This window comes from Burkholderia sp. AU28863, from assembly GCF_002223195.1.
Classification (GTDB): Bacteria; Pseudomonadota; Gammaproteobacteria; order Burkholderiales; family Burkholderiaceae; genus Burkholderia; species Burkholderia sola.
On record NZ_NKFE01000003.1, the window covers coordinates 1,058,807 to 1,074,832 of the forward strand.

11 protein-coding genes are annotated in these 16,026 nt (G+C 64.8%); 6 read left to right on the forward strand and 5 right to left on the reverse strand.

The features are described from left to right. Positions 1–34: 34 nt before the first annotated feature. Together CFB81_RS07300 and CFB81_RS07305 are read right to left on the reverse strand one after the other, a co-directional pair. Positions 35–1,531, reverse strand: a complete 1,497-nt coding sequence (locus tag CFB81_RS07300) for an efflux transporter outer membrane subunit (RefSeq protein ID WP_089434943.1) — start codon at positions 1,529–1,531, stop codon at positions 35–37. 87 nt (positions 1,532–1,618) lie between these two features. Next, positions 1,619–2,110: a MarR family winged helix-turn-helix transcriptional regulator gene (locus tag CFB81_RS07305; RefSeq protein ID WP_069621373.1), complete on the reverse strand. Its 492-nt coding sequence runs from the start codon at positions 2,108–2,110 to the stop codon at positions 1,619–1,621. Positions 2,111–2,414: 304 nt separating this feature from the next. On the opposite strand from CFB81_RS07305, the gene typA reads away from it, so the two are divergent. The 6 genes from typA to CFB81_RS07335 all read left to right on the forward strand — a co-directional run bounded on the left by typA (position 2,415) and on the right by CFB81_RS07335 (position 12,106). Further along, the gene (gene typA / locus CFB81_RS07310) at positions 2,415–4,241 is read left to right on the forward strand and encodes a translational GTPase TypA (RefSeq protein ID WP_006490690.1); all 1,827 of its coding nucleotides are present in this window, start codon (positions 2,415–2,417) and stop codon (positions 4,239–4,241) included. A 317-nt stretch (positions 4,242–4,558) separates the two neighbouring features. After that, positions 4,559–7,423, forward strand: coding sequence for a 2-oxoglutarate dehydrogenase E1 component (locus CFB81_RS07315; RefSeq protein ID WP_069621374.1), 2,865 nt, complete (start codon positions 4,559–4,561; stop codon positions 7,421–7,423). A 135-nt stretch (positions 7,424–7,558) separates the two neighbouring features. Continuing rightward, positions 7,559–8,836 (forward strand): 2-oxoglutarate dehydrogenase complex dihydrolipoyllysine-residue succinyltransferase, encoded by a 1,278-nt coding sequence (gene odhB / locus CFB81_RS07320; protein WP_059785457.1) that lies wholly within the window; start codon positions 7,559–7,561, stop codon positions 8,834–8,836. Positions 8,837–8,917: 81 nt separating this feature from the next. Next, positions 8,918–10,348, forward strand: a complete 1,431-nt coding sequence (gene lpdA, locus CFB81_RS07325) for a dihydrolipoyl dehydrogenase (protein WP_089434944.1) — start codon at positions 8,918–8,920, stop codon at positions 10,346–10,348. Positions 10,349–10,448: 100 nt separating this feature from the next. Next, positions 10,449–11,546: a cell division protein ZapE gene (zapE, locus tag CFB81_RS07330; protein ID WP_059499047.1), complete on the forward strand. Its 1,098-nt coding sequence runs from the start codon at positions 10,449–10,451 to the stop codon at positions 11,544–11,546. 149 nt (positions 11,547–11,695) lie between these two features. Next, on the forward strand, positions 11,696–12,106 hold the full coding sequence (locus tag CFB81_RS07335; protein WP_179234868.1) for a transposase: 411 nt from the start codon (positions 11,696–11,698) through the stop codon (positions 12,104–12,106). Between the two features lie 102 nt (positions 12,107–12,208). Here the strand turns inward: CFB81_RS07335 and CFB81_RS07340 are convergent, their stop codons facing one another. The 3 genes from CFB81_RS07340 to CFB81_RS07350 form a co-directional block, all read right to left on the reverse strand. Then, positions 12,209–12,670 carry a DUF2147 domain-containing protein gene (locus tag CFB81_RS07340; RefSeq protein WP_089434946.1) on the reverse strand — a complete coding sequence of 154 codons (462 nt, stop codon included), beginning with the start codon at positions 12,668–12,670 and terminating at the stop codon, positions 12,209–12,211. Positions 12,671–12,844: 174 nt separating this feature from the next. Then, positions 12,845–14,530 carry a ShlB/FhaC/HecB family hemolysin secretion/activation protein gene (locus CFB81_RS07345; RefSeq protein ID WP_089434947.1) on the reverse strand — a complete coding sequence of 562 codons (1,686 nt, stop codon included), beginning with the start codon at positions 14,528–14,530 and terminating at the stop codon, positions 12,845–12,847. Positions 14,531–14,674: 144 nt separating this feature from the next. Further along, positions 14,675–16,015 carry a collagen-like triple helix repeat-containing protein gene (locus CFB81_RS07350; RefSeq protein WP_069621379.1) on the reverse strand — a complete coding sequence of 447 codons (1,341 nt, stop codon included), beginning with the start codon at positions 16,013–16,015 and terminating at the stop codon, positions 14,675–14,677. Positions 16,016–16,026: the final 11 nt, after the last annotated feature.

A 16,026-nucleotide genomic window follows, 5' to 3' on the forward strand; every position in this document is an offset into this window, starting at 1 on the left:
GTTATTTCGAGTGTCTGCGTAGTGTGGCGCCGGCTCAGTTGGCGGCTTGTTTGGTCGGCGTGGCCGCATCGGGCGCGGCGAGTGGCGTGCCGGTCGCGTCGAACCCGCCGCCGAGCGCCTTGATCAGCGCGAGCTGCATGTCGCGGCGACGCATCTTCAGGTTGGTCACCGTCTGCTCCGATGCGAGGCGGTTGCTGTCCGCCGTCAGCACCTGCAGTTGCGGCGACAGGCCGGCCTTGTAGCGGATGACCGCGAGATCGTACGCACGCGTCGATGCGTCGAGCGCACGTTGCGCGTCGCCCATCTGGCGATCGACCGCGCGGATCGACGCGACCTGCGTCGCGACGTCGTTCAGCGCGCTGATCAGCGTCTGGTTGTAGTTCGCGACCGACAGATCGAAGTCGGCGTAGCGGCCCTTGAGCTGGGCGCGCAGCGCGCCGGCATCGAAGATTGGCAGGTGGATCGCCGGGCCGAACTGCGCCTGGCGGCTCGCGAAGTTCAGGAATTTGCCCCAGCCGAACGCATCGAAGCCGAAGCCGGCCGCGAGGTTCACGTCGGGGTAGAACTCGGCCTTCGCTTCCTTCACGTCGTGCATCGCGGCTTCGACCTGCCAGCGCGCGGCGACGATGTCGGGGCGGCGCGACACGAGATCGGCCGGCAGGTTGCCGGGCAGCGTGACGTCGCCGCTCGGGTTCATCACGGGCGCCGCGATCTGCAGCCCGCGATCCGGACCCTTGCCCAGCAGCGCGGCGAGCTGGTAGCGCACGGTCGTGATCTGGCCGTCGAGGTCCGACAGCGAAGCCTGGGTCGTCGCGATGTTGCCGCGGGCCGTCTGGCGTTCGACGTTGGTGTCGAGGCCGGCCGAGACGCGGCCGTCGGTGATCTTGCCGACTGTCTCGCGGTTGGTGATCTCGCGCTGCGCGATGTCGCGCAGCGCATAGAGCTGCGCGAGCGAGTTGTAGGTGCGCGCGACCGACGACGCGAGCGTGATGCGCGCTTGCTGCATGTCGGCTTCGGCGGCCTTTTCCTGCGACACGGCCGTGTGCAGGCGTTCGCGGTTCTTGCCCCACAGGTCGAGTTCCCACGACGCGCTCGCGAGCGCATTGTTCTCGCTGTACCACTGGCCGCCGTACGGAGGCGGGAACAGCGCGTTCGACGAATACAGCTCGCGCGTCCACGAATAGCTGGCTTCGGCCTTCGGCATCAGGTTCGAGCGGGACGATTCGATGTACGACGACGCCTTCGCGATGCGCGCCTGCGCCTGGGCGATCGACGGGTTGCCCTGCAGCGCTTCGTCGATCAGCTTCGGCAGTTGCGGGTCGCCGAACTGGCTGGCCCAGTCGAGCGCCGGCCACTGGCCGCCCTGGGCGGGCAGGCTCTGGGCGGATTCGAATTGCGACGCGGGGGCGATCTGCTTGTCGCTCTTGATGCCGATGTAATTCGCGCAGCCCGCCAGCGCCAGCGCGGCGACCGCGGCGGCGACGGCGGCGCGGCACGACCCGGCGCGCACGGACAACGGGGAGGTTTTCATCGCGCTAACCCCTGACTCGGAATGAATGATGGACACTGCAAGGATTTCCTTACATTAATCTGTCAAAAGTAATTGTTATGGCAACTATTACGTGATGCTGCCGCCGGCCGTTTCGCAATAGTTGCTGAGAATGCGGCGCAGCATGCTCTTCAGGAACCCGACTTCTTCCGGCGTAAACCCGTCCAGCACCTGGTCGAGCACGCTGCGAAAAATGGGCGGCAGCCGTTCGGCCAGCGCACGGCCTTCGTCGGTGAGTTCGAGGCGCACGACGCGCCGGTCCTCGATGCTGCGCACGCGCGACAGCAGGCCGCGTTTCTCGACCCGGTCGAGCAGGCGCGTGACCGCGCTTGCGTCGATCCCGTATTCGCGCGCCAGTTCGGCGGCCGTCGAGCACTTGCCGACCGCGATCATGAACAGCATGCTCGCCTGCGTGCCCGTGATGCCTAGCTCTTCCTGCGTGCGTTGCGTGACGAGGTTGGTCATCACGGACTTCACGCGCGACATCAGATAACCGACGCTGTCGTTCATCTGATACGTGGACAACGGCGAAACGGGCGGTGGGGTAGGAGAATCCGACATAAAACCCTGAAGTTGCAATAGTTGACTAGGCAGCAGTATAGGTACAATTGCTTGCCGCGGCAAATGTTAATCGAACGGCAAAGCCCGTGCTCAGCACGGCGAGAATCCCTTATCTCGATAAGGTTTTTCGTCCGGGCGCCGACGGGGTGAAGCGGGTTGGTGCAACCCGTTTTGTTGCGTTGCAGCGCGCGGGTCAGCCGTCGACACGAGTACGTGCTATAATTTGAGGCTCTCCAAGCTGCAACGCGCGCGCCGTGAAAAACGAGCGCGCGCGTTTGCGCGTTCAAACGATTTCCAGGTTTCTATGACCCGCGCCCTTCGCAATATCGCCATCATTGCCCACGTCGACCACGGCAAGACCACGCTCGTCGACCAGCTGCTCCGCCAGTCCGGCACCTTCCGCGACAACCAGCAGGTTGCGGAGCGGGTGATGGACTCGAACGACATCGAAAAAGAGCGCGGAATCACGATTCTCGCGAAGAACTGCGCGGTCGAATACGAAGGCACGCACGTCAACATCGTCGACACCCCGGGGCACGCGGACTTCGGCGGCGAAGTCGAGCGCGTGCTGTCGATGGTCGACTCGGTGCTGCTGCTCGTCGACGCGGTCGAGGGCCCGATGCCGCAAACGCGCTTCGTCACGAAGAAGGCGCTCGCGCTCGGCCTGAAGCCGATCGTCGTCGTCAACAAGATCGACCGTCCGGGCGCGCGGATCGACTGGGTGATCAACCAGACCTTCGACCTGTTCGACAAGCTCGGCGCGACCGAAGAGCAGCTCGACTTCCCGATCGTCTACGCATCGGGCCTGAACGGCTATGCGTCGCTCGACCCGGCGGCGCGCGAAGGCGACATGCGCCCGCTGTTCGAGGCGATCCTCGAGCACGTGCCGGTTCGCCCGGCCGATCCGGAAGCGCCGCTGCAGCTCCAGATCACGTCGCTCGACTATTCGACGTACGTCGGCCGGATCGGCGTCGGCCGCATCACGCGCGGCCGCATCAAGCCGGGCCAGCCGGTCGTGATGCGTTTCGGCCCGGAAGGCGACGTGCTGAACCGCAAGATCAACCAGGTGCTGTCGTTCAAGGGGCTGGAGCGCGTGCAGGTCGAATCGGCCGAAGCGGGCGACATCGTGCTGATCAACGGGATTGAAGACGTCGGCATCGGCGCGACGATCTGCGCGGTCGACACGCCGGAAGCGCTGCCGATGATCACCGTCGACGAACCGACGCTGACGATGAACTTCCTCGTCAACTCGTCGCCGCTCGCCGGCCGCGAAGGCAAGTTCGTGACGAGCCGCCAGATCCGCGACCGCCTGATGAAGGAGCTGAACCACAACGTCGCGCTGCGTGTGAAGGATACCGGCGACGAAACGGTGTTCGAAGTGTCGGGCCGCGGCGAACTGCACCTGACGATCCTCGTCGAGAACATGCGCCGCGAAGGCTACGAGCTGGCCGTGTCGCGTCCGCGCGTCGTGATGCAGGAAATCGACGGCGTGCGTCACGAGCCGTATGAGCTGCTGACGGTCGACGTCGAGGACGAACACCAGGGCGGCGTGATGGAAGAGCTCGGCCGCCGCAAAGGTGAAATGCTCGACATGGCGTCGGACGGCCGCGGCCGTACGCGCCTGGAATACAAGATCTCGGCACGCGGCCTGATCGGCTTCCAGAGCGAATTCCTGACGCTCACGCGCGGCACGGGCCTGATGAGCCACATCTTCGACTCGTACGCACCGGTCAAGGACGGCTCGGTGTTCGAGCGCCGCAACGGCGTGCTGATCTCGCAGGACGACGGCGCAGCGGTCGCCTACGCACTGTGGAAGCTGCAGGATCGCGGCCGCATGTTCGTGAAGCCGGGCGACGCGCTGTATGAGGGCATGATCATCGGCATCCACAGCCGCGACAACGACCTCGTCGTGAACCCGATCAAGGGCAAGCAGCTGACCAACGTGCGCGCGTCGGGTACCGACGAAGCCGTGCGTCTCGTGCCGCCGGTCCAGATGTCGCTGGAGTACGCGGTCGAATTCATCGACGACGACGAGCTCGTCGAAGTGACGCCGCAGTCGATCCGCCTGCGCAAGCGCTTCCTGAAGGAGCACGAGCGTCGCCGCGCGAGCCGCGAAGGCGCGGTCGACTAAGCATCGACCGTTCCCGAGCACGACGAAAAAGGCTGCCTTCGGGCAGCCTTTTTTGCATCCGCGCATCGCGCAACCGGATTGCCTGCAAAACACTGTTCCGGCGGGTCGCGACAATCCGGCAAAACCCCGCCGCGCGGTGCTTTCGGGCACATTTCGCCGTGAACTCCGGTATCGGTTCTGTGATATGCTGCGCGCACGCAAGTTTTAGGTCCTTCCAAGCAAGACTTGATTCGCAATCCGCTAAACGGTCAGGCCGTGTCGCGGAAGGTTGAGTAACCCGCTATTTCTCGAGAAGCTCGAAGAAAGGTGAGCGTAAAATGTCAGATGTAATGAAGCAGTTTCAGCTGAACTCCTATCTGTTCGGCGGCAATGCTTCGTACGTTGAAGAACTGTACGATGCATACCTCAACAATCCGGCATCGGTGCCGGAGAACTGGCGAGAGTATTTCGACGCGCTGCAGAACGTGCCCGCGACGGACGGCTCCAACGCCAATGACGTCGCTCACTTCCCGATCGTCGAATCGTTCGCCGAGCGCGCGAAGGCCAATGCCTTCATCCCGCGCGAAAGCACGAGCAACCTCGCGACCGCACGCAAGCAGGTGCACGTCCAGTCGCTGATCAGCGCCTACCGCTTCCTCGGCTCGCAATGGGCCAACCTCGATCCGCTGAAGCGTCGCGAACGTCCCGCCATTCCCGAGCTCGAACCCGCGTTCTACGACTTCTCCGAAGGCGACCTCGACCAGACGTACAGCGCCAGCAACCTGTACTTCGGTTTCGACCAGGCTTCGCTGCGCGACATCGTCAAGGGCCTGCGCGACACGTACTGCGGCACGATCGGCGCCGAGTACATGTACATCAGCGACCCGGAACAGAAGCGCTGGTGGCAGGAGCGTCTGGAATCGACCCGCGCGACGCCGTCGTTCTCGGTCGACAAGAAGAAGCACATCCTGAATCGCCTGACGGCCGCCGAAGGCCTCGAGCGCTACCTGCACACCAAGTACGTCGGCCAGAAGCGCTTCTCGCTCGAAGGCGGCGAAAGCTTCATCGCGGCGATGGACGAAGTCGTCCAGCACGCGGGCAAGCGCGGCGTGCAGGAAATCATCATCGGCATGGCGCACCGCGGCCGTCTGAACGTGCTGGTCAACACGCTGGGCAAGATGCCGGCCGACCTGTTCGCCGAATTCGAAGGCAAGCACGTCGACGACCTGCCGGCCGGTGACGTGAAGTATCACAAGGGCTTCTCGTCGGACGTGTCGACGGAAGGCGGCCCGGTCCACCTGTCGCTCGCGTTCAATCCGTCGCACCTCGAAATCGTGAACCCGGTGGTCGAAGGTTCTGCGAAGGCGCGGATGGACCGTCGCGGCGACGAAGACGGCCTGCAAGTGCTGCCGGTGCAGATCCACGGCGACGCGGCCTTCGCCGGCCAGGGCGTCGTGATGGAAACGCTGAACCTCGCGCAGACGCGCGGTTACGGCACGCACGGCACGCTGCACATCGTCATCAACAACCAGATCGGCTTCACGACGTCCGACCCGCGCGACGCGCGCTCGACGCTGTACTGTACCGACGTCGTCAAGATGATCGAAGCGCCGGTGCTGCACGTGAACGGCGACGATCCGGAAGCCGTCGTGCTCGCGATCCAGATCGCGATCGACTACCGGATGCAGTTCCACAAGGATGTCGTGATCGACATCGTCTGCTTCCGCAAGCTGGGTCACAACGAGCAGGACACGCCGGCGGTCACGCAGCCGCTGATGTACAAGAAGATCGCGCAGCACCCGGGCACCCGTGCGCTGTACGCCGAGAAGCTCGTGCAGCAGGGCGTGATCACCGCGGAAGACGCCGACAACTACGTGAAGGCGTACCGCAAGGCGATGGACGACGGCCACCACACCGTCGATCCGGTCCTGTCGAACTACAAGAGCAAGTACGCGGTCGACTGGGTTCCGTTCCTGAACCGCAAGTGGACGGACGCAGCCGACACGGCCGTGCCGCTCGCCGAACTGAAGCGCCTGGGCGAACGCATCACGACGGTCCCGGAAAACTTCAAGGTTCACCCGCTCGTCGAGCGCGTGATCAACGACCGTCGCAACATGGCGCGCGGCGACCAGCCGCTCGACTGGGGCATGGGCGAACATCTTGCGTTCGCGTCGCTCGTCGCATCGGGCTACTCGGTGCGCCTGACGGGTCAGGACTCGGGTCGCGGCACGTTCACGCACCGTCACGCGGTGCTGCACGACCAGAACCGCGAGCGCTGGAACGACGGCACGTACGTGCCGCTGCAGAACATCGCCGACGGTCAGGCGAAGTTCACGGTGATCGACTCGGTGCTGTCGGAAGAAGCGGTGCTGGGCTTCGAATACGGTTACTCGACCGCCGAGCCGAACACGCTCGTGCTGTGGGAAGCGCAGTTCGGCGACTTCGTCAACGGCGCGCAGGTCGTGATCGACCAGTTCATCTCGTCGGGCGAAGTGAAGTGGGGCCGCGTGTCGGGGCTCACGATGCTGCTGCCGCACGGCTACGAAGGCCAGGGTCCGGAACACTCGTCCACGCGTATCGAGCGTTTCCTGCAACTGTGTGCCGACCACAACATGCAGGTCGTCCAGCCGACGACGCCGGCGCAGATCTTCCACCTGCTGCGTCGCCAGATGATCCGCCTGTTCCGCAAGCCGCTGATCGTCGCCACGCCGAAGTCGCTGCTGCGTCACAAGGAAGCGGTGTCGGACCTGTCGGAACTGGCGAAGGGTTCGTTCCAGCCGGTGCTGGGCGAAACCGACGGCGGCATCGACGCGAAGAAGGTCAAGCGCGTGCTGGTGTGCTCGGGCCGCGTGTACTACGACCTCGTCGCGCACCGCCGCGAAGCGAAGGCGAACGACGTCGCGATCATCCGTATCGAGCAGCTGTATCCGTTCGCGCACAAGCAGTTCGAAGCCGAAATGAAGAAGTACGAGAACGCGACTGAAGTGGTCTGGGTGCAGGACGAGCCGCAGAACCAGGGCCCCTGGTTCTACGTCGAGCACCACCTGAAGGAAGGCATGAAGGAAGGGCAGAAGCTGGCATACAGCGGCCGTCCGGCTTCGGCCTCGCCGGCGGTTGGCTACTACGCGAAGCACTACGAGCAGCAGAAGGCCCTGATCGAAGGTGCATTCGGCCGCCTGAAGAGCGCATCGATCGCGAAATAACCGACGTCAAGCGAAACGGGAAGGCGCGCGGCGCTTTCCCGTCCCTTATGGCCGCCGGGCGCGTCGCGCGCCGCACCGGCCGAGGGAATCGCACGAACCTCGTCACACCCCAGATTAAGCATCCAGGAAAATCACATGGCTATCGTAGAAGTCAAAGTCCCCCAGCTGTCGGAGTCGGTGTCGGAAGCCACCATGCTGCAGTGGAAGAAGAAGCCGGGCGAAGCAGTCGCGCAGGACGAAATCCTGATCGAGCTCGAGACCGACAAGGTCGTCCTCGAAGTGCCGGCGCCGGCCGCGGGCGTGCTCGCGCAAGTGCTGCAGAACGACGGTGACACGGTGGTCGCCGATCAGGTGATCGCGACGATCGACACCGAAGCGAAGGCAGGTGCTGCCGAAGCCGCGGCAGGCGCCGCCGAAGTCAAGCCGGCGGCAGCGCCTGCTGCAGCCGCACCGGCCGCGCAACCGGCCGCTGCAACCGCATCGAGCTCGGCCGCCGCATCGCCGGCCGCGGCGAAGCTGCTGGCCGAGAAGGGTCTGTCGACCGGCGACGTCGCAGGTTCGGGCCGCGACGGCCGCGTCACGAAGGGCGACGCGCTGGCCGCAGGCAGCGCACCGAAGGCGGCTCCGGCCGCCGCACCGGCGAAGACCGCCGCCGCGAAGCCGGCGCTGCCGGAAGTGAAGGTGCCGGCGTCGGCAGCGACCTGGCTGAACGACCGTCCGGAGCAGCGCGTGCCGATGTCGCGCCTGCGTGCGCGTATCGCCGAGCGCCTGCTCGAATCGCAGCAGACCAACGCGATCCTGACGACGTTCAACGAAGTGAACATGGCTCCGGTCATGGAACTGCGCAACAAGTACAAGGACAAGTTCGAGAAGGAACACGGCGTGAAGCTCGGCTTCATGTCGTTCTTCGTGAAGGCGGCCGTGCACGCGCTGAAGAAGTTCCCGCTCGTGAACGCGTCGATCGACGGTAACGACATCGTCTACCACGGCTACTTCGACATCGGTATCGCGGTCGGTTCGCCGCGCGGCCTGGTCGTGCCGATCCTGCGCAACGCGGATCAGCTGAGCCTCGCCGAGATCGAGAAAAAGATCGCCGAATTCGGCCAGAAGGCGAAGGACGGCAAGCTGTCGATCGAGGAAATGACGGGCGGTACGTTCTCGATCTCGAACGGCGGCGTGTTCGGCTCGATGCTGTCGACCCCGATCATCAACCCGCCGCAGTCGGCCATCCTCGGCGTGCACGCGACGAAGGAGCGCCCGGTCGTCGAAAACGGCCAGATCGTGATTCGCCCGATCAACTACCTCGCGCTGTCGTACGACCACCGCATCATCGACGGCCGCGAAGCCGTCCTGTCGCTCGTCGCGATGAAGGATGCGCTGGAAGATCCGGCCCGCCTGCTGCTCGACCTGTAAGCCGAGTCTCACTGCATTGACCCGCCCCGCACGCTCGCGCACCTGCGCGAGCGTGCGGGCGTACAAGTAGAAAGGATTGTCATGTCCAAGGAATTTGACGTCGTCGTGATCGGCGCCGGCCCCGGCGGCTACATCGCCGCGATTCGCGCCGCGCAGCTCGGCAAGACCGTTGCCTGTATCGAGAAGTGGAAGAACCCGGCCGGCGCGCTGAAGCTCGGCGGTACCTGCCTGAACGTCGGCTGCATCCCGTCGAAGGCGCTGCTCGCGTCGTCGGAAGAGTTCGAGAACACGTCGCATCACCTTGCCGACCACGGCATCACGGTTGACGGCGTGAAGATCGACGTCGCGAAGATGCTCGGCCGCAAGGACGCGATCGTCGAGAAAATGACGAGCGGGATCGAGTTCCTGTTCAAGAAGAACAAGATCACCTGGCTGAAGGGCCATGGTAAGTTCACCGGCAAGACGGACGCCGGCGTGCAGATCGAAGTGAGCGGAGAGGGCGAAACCGAAGTCGTCACCGCGAAGAACGTGATCATCGCGACGGGCTCGAAGGCGCGTCACCTGCCGAACATCCCGGTCGACAACAAGATCGTGTCGGACAACGAAGGCGCGCTGACGTTCGACTCGGTGCCGAAGAAGCTCGCCGTGATCGGCGCGGGCGTGATCGGCCTCGAGCTCGGCTCGGTGTGGCGTCGTCTGGGCGCCGAAGTGACGGTGCTCGAAGCGCTGCCGGCATTCCTCGGCGCAGCCGACGAAGCGCTCGCGAAGGAAGCGGCGAAGCTGTTCAAGAAGCAGGGCCTCGACATCCATCTCGGCGTGAAGATCGGCGACGTGAAGACGAGTGCCGACGGCGTGTCGATCGCCTACACGGACAAGGACGGCAACGCGCAGACGCTCGACGCCGACCGCCTGATCGTGTCGGTCGGCCGCGTGCCGAACACCGACAACCTCGGCCTCGAGGCAATCGGCCTGAAGGCGAACGAGCGCGGCTTCATCGACGTGGACGACCACTGCCGCACGGCGGTGCCGAACGTCTACGCGATCGGCGACGTGGTGCGTGGCCCGATGCTCGCGCACAAGGCGGAAGACGAAGGCGTGCTGGTCGCGGAAGTGATCGACGGCCAGAAGCCGCACATCGACTACAACTGCATTCCGTGGGTGATCTACACGTACCCGGAAATCGCATGGGTCGGCAAGACGGAGCAGCAGCTGAAGGCCGAAGGCCGCGAGATCAAGACGGGCAAGTTCCCGTTCTCGATCAACGGCCGCGCGCTCGGCATGAACGCGCCGGACGGTTTCGTGAAGATGATCGCGGACGCGAAGACCGACGAGCTGCTCGGCGTGCACGTGATCGCGGCGAACGCGTCTGACCTGATCGCTGAAGCCGTGGTGGCGATGGAGTTCAAGGCGGCGTCGGAAGACATCGCCCGCATCTGCCATCCGCACCCGTCGATGTCGGAAGTGATGCGCGAAGCGGCGCTCGCGGTCGACAAGCGCTCGCTGAACAGCTGAGCGCGGTATAGCGCCGGCCGGCCACCGGCTGGCGCAACCGTCTCATGACGAGGGCGGGCGGGGTTTTCCCGCTCGCCTTTGTTTTTTCCGGTTTGCCCTGATGAACGTCACCGAATACTACACGCGCGAGTTGACTACGCGCGGCTATCAGTCCGATCCCGCTCAGCGCGCGGCCGTCGATCGCCTGCAGCGCTGTTTCGACGAATGGGTCGACTACAAGGCGCGCCGCTCGAACGCGTTCAAGAAGCTCATCAATCACCCGGATCTCCCGCGCGGCGTCTACATGTGGGGCGGTGTCGGCCGCGGCAAGAGCTTCCTGATGGACAGCTTCTACGCGGTGGTGCCCGTGCAGCGCAAGACGCGCCTGCATTTCCACGAATTCATGCGCGAAGTGCACCGTGAGCTCGAGGAACTGAAAGGGCAGGCCGATCCGCTCGACGAACTCGCGCGACGCATCGCGAAGCGTTACCGGCTGATCTGCTTCGACGAGTTCCACGTGTCGGACATCGCCGACGCGATGATCCTGTACCGTCTGCTCGACCGCCTGTTCAACAACGGCGTGCAGTTCGTGATGACGTCGAATTACGATCCCGATGACCTGTATCCGGATGGCCTGCATCGCGACCGCATGCTGCCGGCGATCGCGCTGATCAAGGAAAAGCTCGACGTGCTCAACGTCGATGCGGGGGTCGACTATCGCCAGCGCACGCTCGCGCAGGTGAAGATGTATCACACGCCGCTCGGCGCGGAGGCCGATCGCGAATTGCGCCATGCATTCGGCAAGCTCGCGGCCGTGCCCGACGAGAGCCCGATCCTGCATATCGAGAAGCGCGAGCTGAAGGCGCTGCGCAAGGCGGATGGCGTCGTGTGGTTCGATTTCGCGACGCTGTGCGGCGGTCCGCGTTCGCAGAACGACTACCTCGAGCTGGCGAGCCGCTTCCATGCGATCGTGTTGTCCGAGGTGCCGCAGATGTCGCCGCGGATGGCGTCCGAGGCCCGCCGCTTCACGTGGCTCATCGACGTGCTGTACGACCACAAGGTCAAGCTGCTGATGTCGGCGGCGGTGCCGGCCGAGGCGTTGTACGTCGAAGGTCCGATGGCCAACGAATTCGCGCGTACGGTGTCGCGCATCGTCGAGATGCAGTCGAAGGAGTATCTCGAAACACCGCGCCGCATCGTCGATACGTCGTTGACCTGAACCGATTGCTGGTTTGGGTAATTGGCGGCATTTAAACGTCAATTTCGGTTAAATTCAGCGAATCCCCGGGTATTTTCGGATTTGTCTTATATTCATCGTTGAGGTGAGCCGATATTGTGGTGTCATGGTTATTAAGGCTGGAGATGTCCATGACACCGTATCGCGATTTGACCGACCACGAATGGCGCCGCGTCGCGCCGCTTCTGCCCGAAATGCAGCCGCGCACCGAGTTGCGCGGCCGGCCGTTAGCCAATACGCGGGCCGTGCTGAACGGTGTGCTTTGGATAATCTACAGTGGTGCCACATGGTCGGCCATGCCGCGCCGTTACCCGTCGTATCAAACATGCCACCGACGCTTCAAGGTGTGGCACGAAACGGGCACGCTGATGAACGTGATGCGTGAGCTCTATGGCGACGCCGGCATGAATCTCTGCAATGAACTGTCCGCGCGGATGCGCAAGCACACGCAATCGAAGGCGGCGGAGGCGCGTAGCAACGCGGCACCCGCGTATCGTGCGCCGGGCAGCTATCCATCGGATGCGATGAAGCACGCGGCGTGAGGCCCATCGGTTTTTCGTTGTGCGCGCACCAAAAGAAATCGGCCTGGCGACGTCGTCGCAGGCCGATTTTTCATTGAGCCGCGCGTTCTGGCGCGTACGGCGTTATTGCTGGCGAACCCAGGTCTGCGACCGGCCCAGCAGCGACACGCCGATGTAGCCGCGCACCACGAGCTTCTGGCCGCCGTCTTCAAGCGTCATCTTGCACTTGTAGACCTTGCCGTTCTCCGGATCGAGAATGTTGCCGCCGTCCCAGTGGTCGCCGTCCTTCTTCATCGCCTTGATGATCGTCATACCCTTGATGAGCTGATCCTTGCGCTCGTCCGTGCACGCAGTGCAGCGGCGATCGGGCGTATCGTTCGCGCCGAGGCCCTTGACGACCTTGCCCGTCAGCGCGCCGTCGCCGTCCTCGGCGATCTGCACGAGTGCCTTCGGTTGATGGGTGTTGTCGTCGATCGTTTGCCACATGCCGACGGGGCTGTCGGCTTGTGCGAATGTGGGGGCTGCGCATGCGAGCAGGGCGCCGGCGATGGCGATTGCGCGCAACGGGCGGGTCAGTTGAATCATTGTCGTCCTCCTTGTTTTGCATGTCGGTTCGATTCGCTCGCACGACCGTCTGCATGGGGCGGGCATGTTGCGAGCTTCGCCAGAATACGTGAAACCGCACGCCGCGTTTGATAGAGGGGACTCTAATCGAAACGGCCAGCATGACGCTGGCCGTTTCGTGACTCTGGTGACCGATCAGTTGAGCTGATAAGAGAACGCCGCGTTGATGCGCGGGCTGCGTGACGCGCTTTCGACCGGCGCATCGCCGACCGGTTTGGCGACGTTCAGGTCGAGACTGTAGTAGCGGCTGTCCGTGAGCCGCACACCGATGCCGACCGATGACATGCGGTTTGGCGATGGCGTGCCCGCGTGCAGATATACGCGCGCCATGTCGTACGCGATGTACGGCGTGATCGATTTCAGATACGTCCAGCCCGGCGTGAAGCCGCGGTTGATTTCCAGCGACATCCCCCAGCCCGAGTCGCCCGACGTTTCGCCCGGCTGATAGCCGAGCGCGTAACGGGTCGAGCCGAACGAGACCTGTTCGGACGTCGGCAGCGAGTCGGGACTGTATTGCCCGGTCAGCGAAACCGACGTGCCGATCCGGAACGGCCATTCGTTCGTCTGCGTGAAGGTCGCGCCGGTGCGAACGAAGGTCAGCGAGATCGGGCTGTCCACCGAGGTCGTCGTCGTACCGATGGTGATGTCCTGCGCTTTCGACGCGCCGAGGATGTTGAAGCCCTTCGCGACGTTGACGCTCAGCTTCTGCACCTGTTTCGGCTGGACGCTCGTGTAGTCGAGCTGCATCTGCAGCACGCGGACTTGCGAGCGCGTGTCGATGCTGTTGCCGTTGATCTTGCTCTGGTAACGGTCTTCGTTGTGCGACGCATAGCCGGACACGGTGCCGAGCAGGCTGCGCTGATTGTTCAGCAAGATCGGATAGGAAGCCGAAAGACCCAGTTTCTCGTTCTTGACCGTGCGCTCGACCGACGACGGCAGGCCGGGATTGTCGGTCGGCTTGCCACGATACGTGCTGGCATCGAGGCGCGTGATCAGGCCGTTGCTGCCGACCGGCACCGCGCCGCTGAACGCGAAGTAGGTCTGTTTGTCGCGTCCCGGCGGCGCGAGCGCCGAAATGCTCAACTGCTCGCCGAAACGCGTCAGGCCGTTTTCGGTCGCGGTGATGAGGCCCTGGACGCCCGGGTGGTTGAAGTCGATCCCCGTGCTGACGTTGAACGGCTTGCGATCGACCGCAAGTTCGAGCGTCGTCGCGCCGTCGGTGGTTTGCGGCGGCGGCACGTTCGCCTTCACCGTGAGGCCGGGCAACAGCCCGAACGTGTTCACGTAACGCTCGAACGTCGCGCGGCGCAGCGGGCGATCGGCCGTGATGTGCGCGGCAATCGCGCGAATCTTCGGTTCCATCGCGCCGGGTTTGCCGGTGACCTTGACGTCCGACACATAGCCTTCGACCACCGTGATGCGCACGATGCCGTTCTCGAACGTCTGCGCGGGAACGAACGCAAACGACAGCGCGTAGCCGCGTTCCTGGTACAGCTTCGTCACGCCGTTGGCGGTTTCGATCAGCTCGCCGATCGTGATGTCCTTGCCGACGAGCGGCGTGAAGCGGCGCGTGATTTCCTCGAACGGTATCGACTTCACGCCTTCGACCTGGAACGTCTTCGGCGTCAGGTGCCGCGACAGCAGCTCCTGTAATTGCGGCGCCTGCGGCGCGACCTGAACGGTGACGTTCGGGCCCGTCTTCGGTGCGTTGATCTGGGGAAGGGAATCGAGCGGGTTGCCGCCGACGCGCGTTTGCGCCTGTGCCGTGCCTGCTGCCGCGATGGCGAGCAGCATCATCCATCTGTCGAGTCTGGATTTCATTGTTCTTCCTCGTAGGCCTTGCTTTTCGTCTTCTTTGTAATGCCGGCACGCGACACCTGGGTGTCGCGCGCCGCGTGCCGCCATGCCGGTTGTATTCGTACGGCCGCGCCATTCGCTCCGGCTGCGATGGGGCGACCGTCCTCCTTACTTGCCGACGCTACCCAGCGTACCCAGCAACCCCGTGACCGGCGCCAGCAGGCCCGTCGAAGCGCCGCCCGACGATGCCGTACCCGACACGCTGCCGACCAGCGACGTGACCGGCGCGAGCGGGCTCGAGCCCCCGGACCCTGCTGCGCCACCCACTGCTCCGGTGACAGTATTCAGCAAACCGGTGACGGGCGCGAGAGGGTTTGCACTGCCTGCGCCGCCCGTCGCGCCGCCGAGCGCGCCGGTGACCGTCGAGACGAGGCCCGTGACCGGTGCGAGCGGGCCGCTGCCCGAGCCGCCCGTTGCGCCGGTGAGCGAGCCGAGCGGTGTCGAACCGAGACCCGACAGCAGGCCGCCGAGCGGATTCGTCGAAGCGGAACCCGACGACGAGCCGTTCTGGACGGTTGCCGTCGAGCCGCCGACGAGACTCGTGATCAGGCCGGGGATCGGTGCTGCGCCGTTCGGGCCGTTCGGATTGACGAGGCCGCCCGCGTTGGTCACGGTATTGCCGACCGCGGTCACGAGCTGACCGACGTCGCCGACGAGCGGCTGGCTCGACGTCCCGCCGACCTGCTTGCCGGCCGAGCTGATCGCGCCGCCGATCTGGCCGAGCAGGCCCGACACGGGTTGGCCGAGACCGGTCGTCGTGCCGACCTGCTGCGTGACCTGGCCGGCCGTGATCACGAGCGGCGTGATCGCCGAGCTGATCGGTTGCGTCACCTGCTGCACGGCGCCCGACGACAGCGTCGAGCCGATCGTCGTGCCGGCGGCCGTCAGGCCGTTGGCGACCGTGTCGAGCACGGAGCCGACCGGCGTCGTGACCGGTGCGAGCGGCGCCAGCGGGCCCGTGCCCAGCGCCTTGACCGTCGAGCTCAGGCCGGACACCGTGTTGCTCGTCGCGCCGACGACGTTGCCGAGACCGGCGACCGTCGTGCCGACCGGATCCTTGATCGAGCCGGTCTGGCCGAGCCCGTTGCTCAACGCATCGGCGGCCGCGTCGATGATCGTGCCGGTGCTCGACACGGTGCTGCCGACGCCCTTCGTCACGCCGTCGCCGAGGCCCGGCAGGCTGACGTTCCCGATGGTGCTGCCAAGGTCGGTCGCGGTCTGGCCGAGCGTGCTGACGGCGCCCTTGGTACCGGTCGTCGTGCCGCTGGTGCCGCTCGTCCCGCTGGTACCGCTCGTGCCACTGGTGCCGCTCGTCCCGCTGGTGCTGGCACTCGGCGGCGCGCTGACGCTGTTGCCGCCGCACGCGGCGAGCAGGCAGGCCGTCGCGAAAACGGTAAGGGGTACGCGCCATTGGCGCAGGGTGGTCGTCGTGTTGGAACGCTGGGGCATGATGGACTCCT

Coding starts and splice junctions, on each gene's coding strand:
- CFB81_RS07340 (WP_089434946.1), bottom strand. CDS start 12,670: ATGATTCAACTGACCCGCCCGTTGCGCGCAATCGCCATCGCCGGCGCC.
- typA (WP_006490690.1), top strand. CDS start 2,415: ATGACCCGCGCCCTTCGCAATATCGCCATCATTGCCCACGTCGACCAC.
- lpdA (WP_089434944.1), top strand. CDS start 8,918: ATGTCCAAGGAATTTGACGTCGTCGTGATCGGCGCCGGCCCCGGCGGC.
- CFB81_RS07300 (WP_089434943.1), bottom strand. CDS start 1,531: ATGAAAACCTCCCCGTTGTCCGTGCGCGCCGGGTCGTGCCGCGCCGCC.
- CFB81_RS07335 (WP_179234868.1), top strand. CDS start 11,696: ATGACACCGTATCGCGATTTGACCGACCACGAATGGCGCCGCGTCGCG.
- CFB81_RS07305 (WP_069621373.1), bottom strand. CDS start 2,110: ATGTCGGATTCTCCTACCCCACCGCCCGTTTCGCCGTTGTCCACGTAT.
- CFB81_RS07345 (WP_089434947.1), bottom strand. CDS start 14,530: ATGAAATCCAGACTCGACAGATGGATGATGCTGCTCGCCATCGCGGCA.
- CFB81_RS07350 (WP_069621379.1), bottom strand. CDS start 16,015: ATGCCCCAGCGTTCCAACACGACGACCACCCTGCGCCAATGGCGCGTA.
- CFB81_RS07315 (WP_069621374.1), top strand. CDS start 4,559: ATGTCAGATGTAATGAAGCAGTTTCAGCTGAACTCCTATCTGTTCGGC.
- odhB (WP_059785457.1), top strand. CDS start 7,559: ATGGCTATCGTAGAAGTCAAAGTCCCCCAGCTGTCGGAGTCGGTGTCG.
- zapE (WP_059499047.1), top strand. CDS start 10,449: ATGAACGTCACCGAATACTACACGCGCGAGTTGACTACGCGCGGCTAT.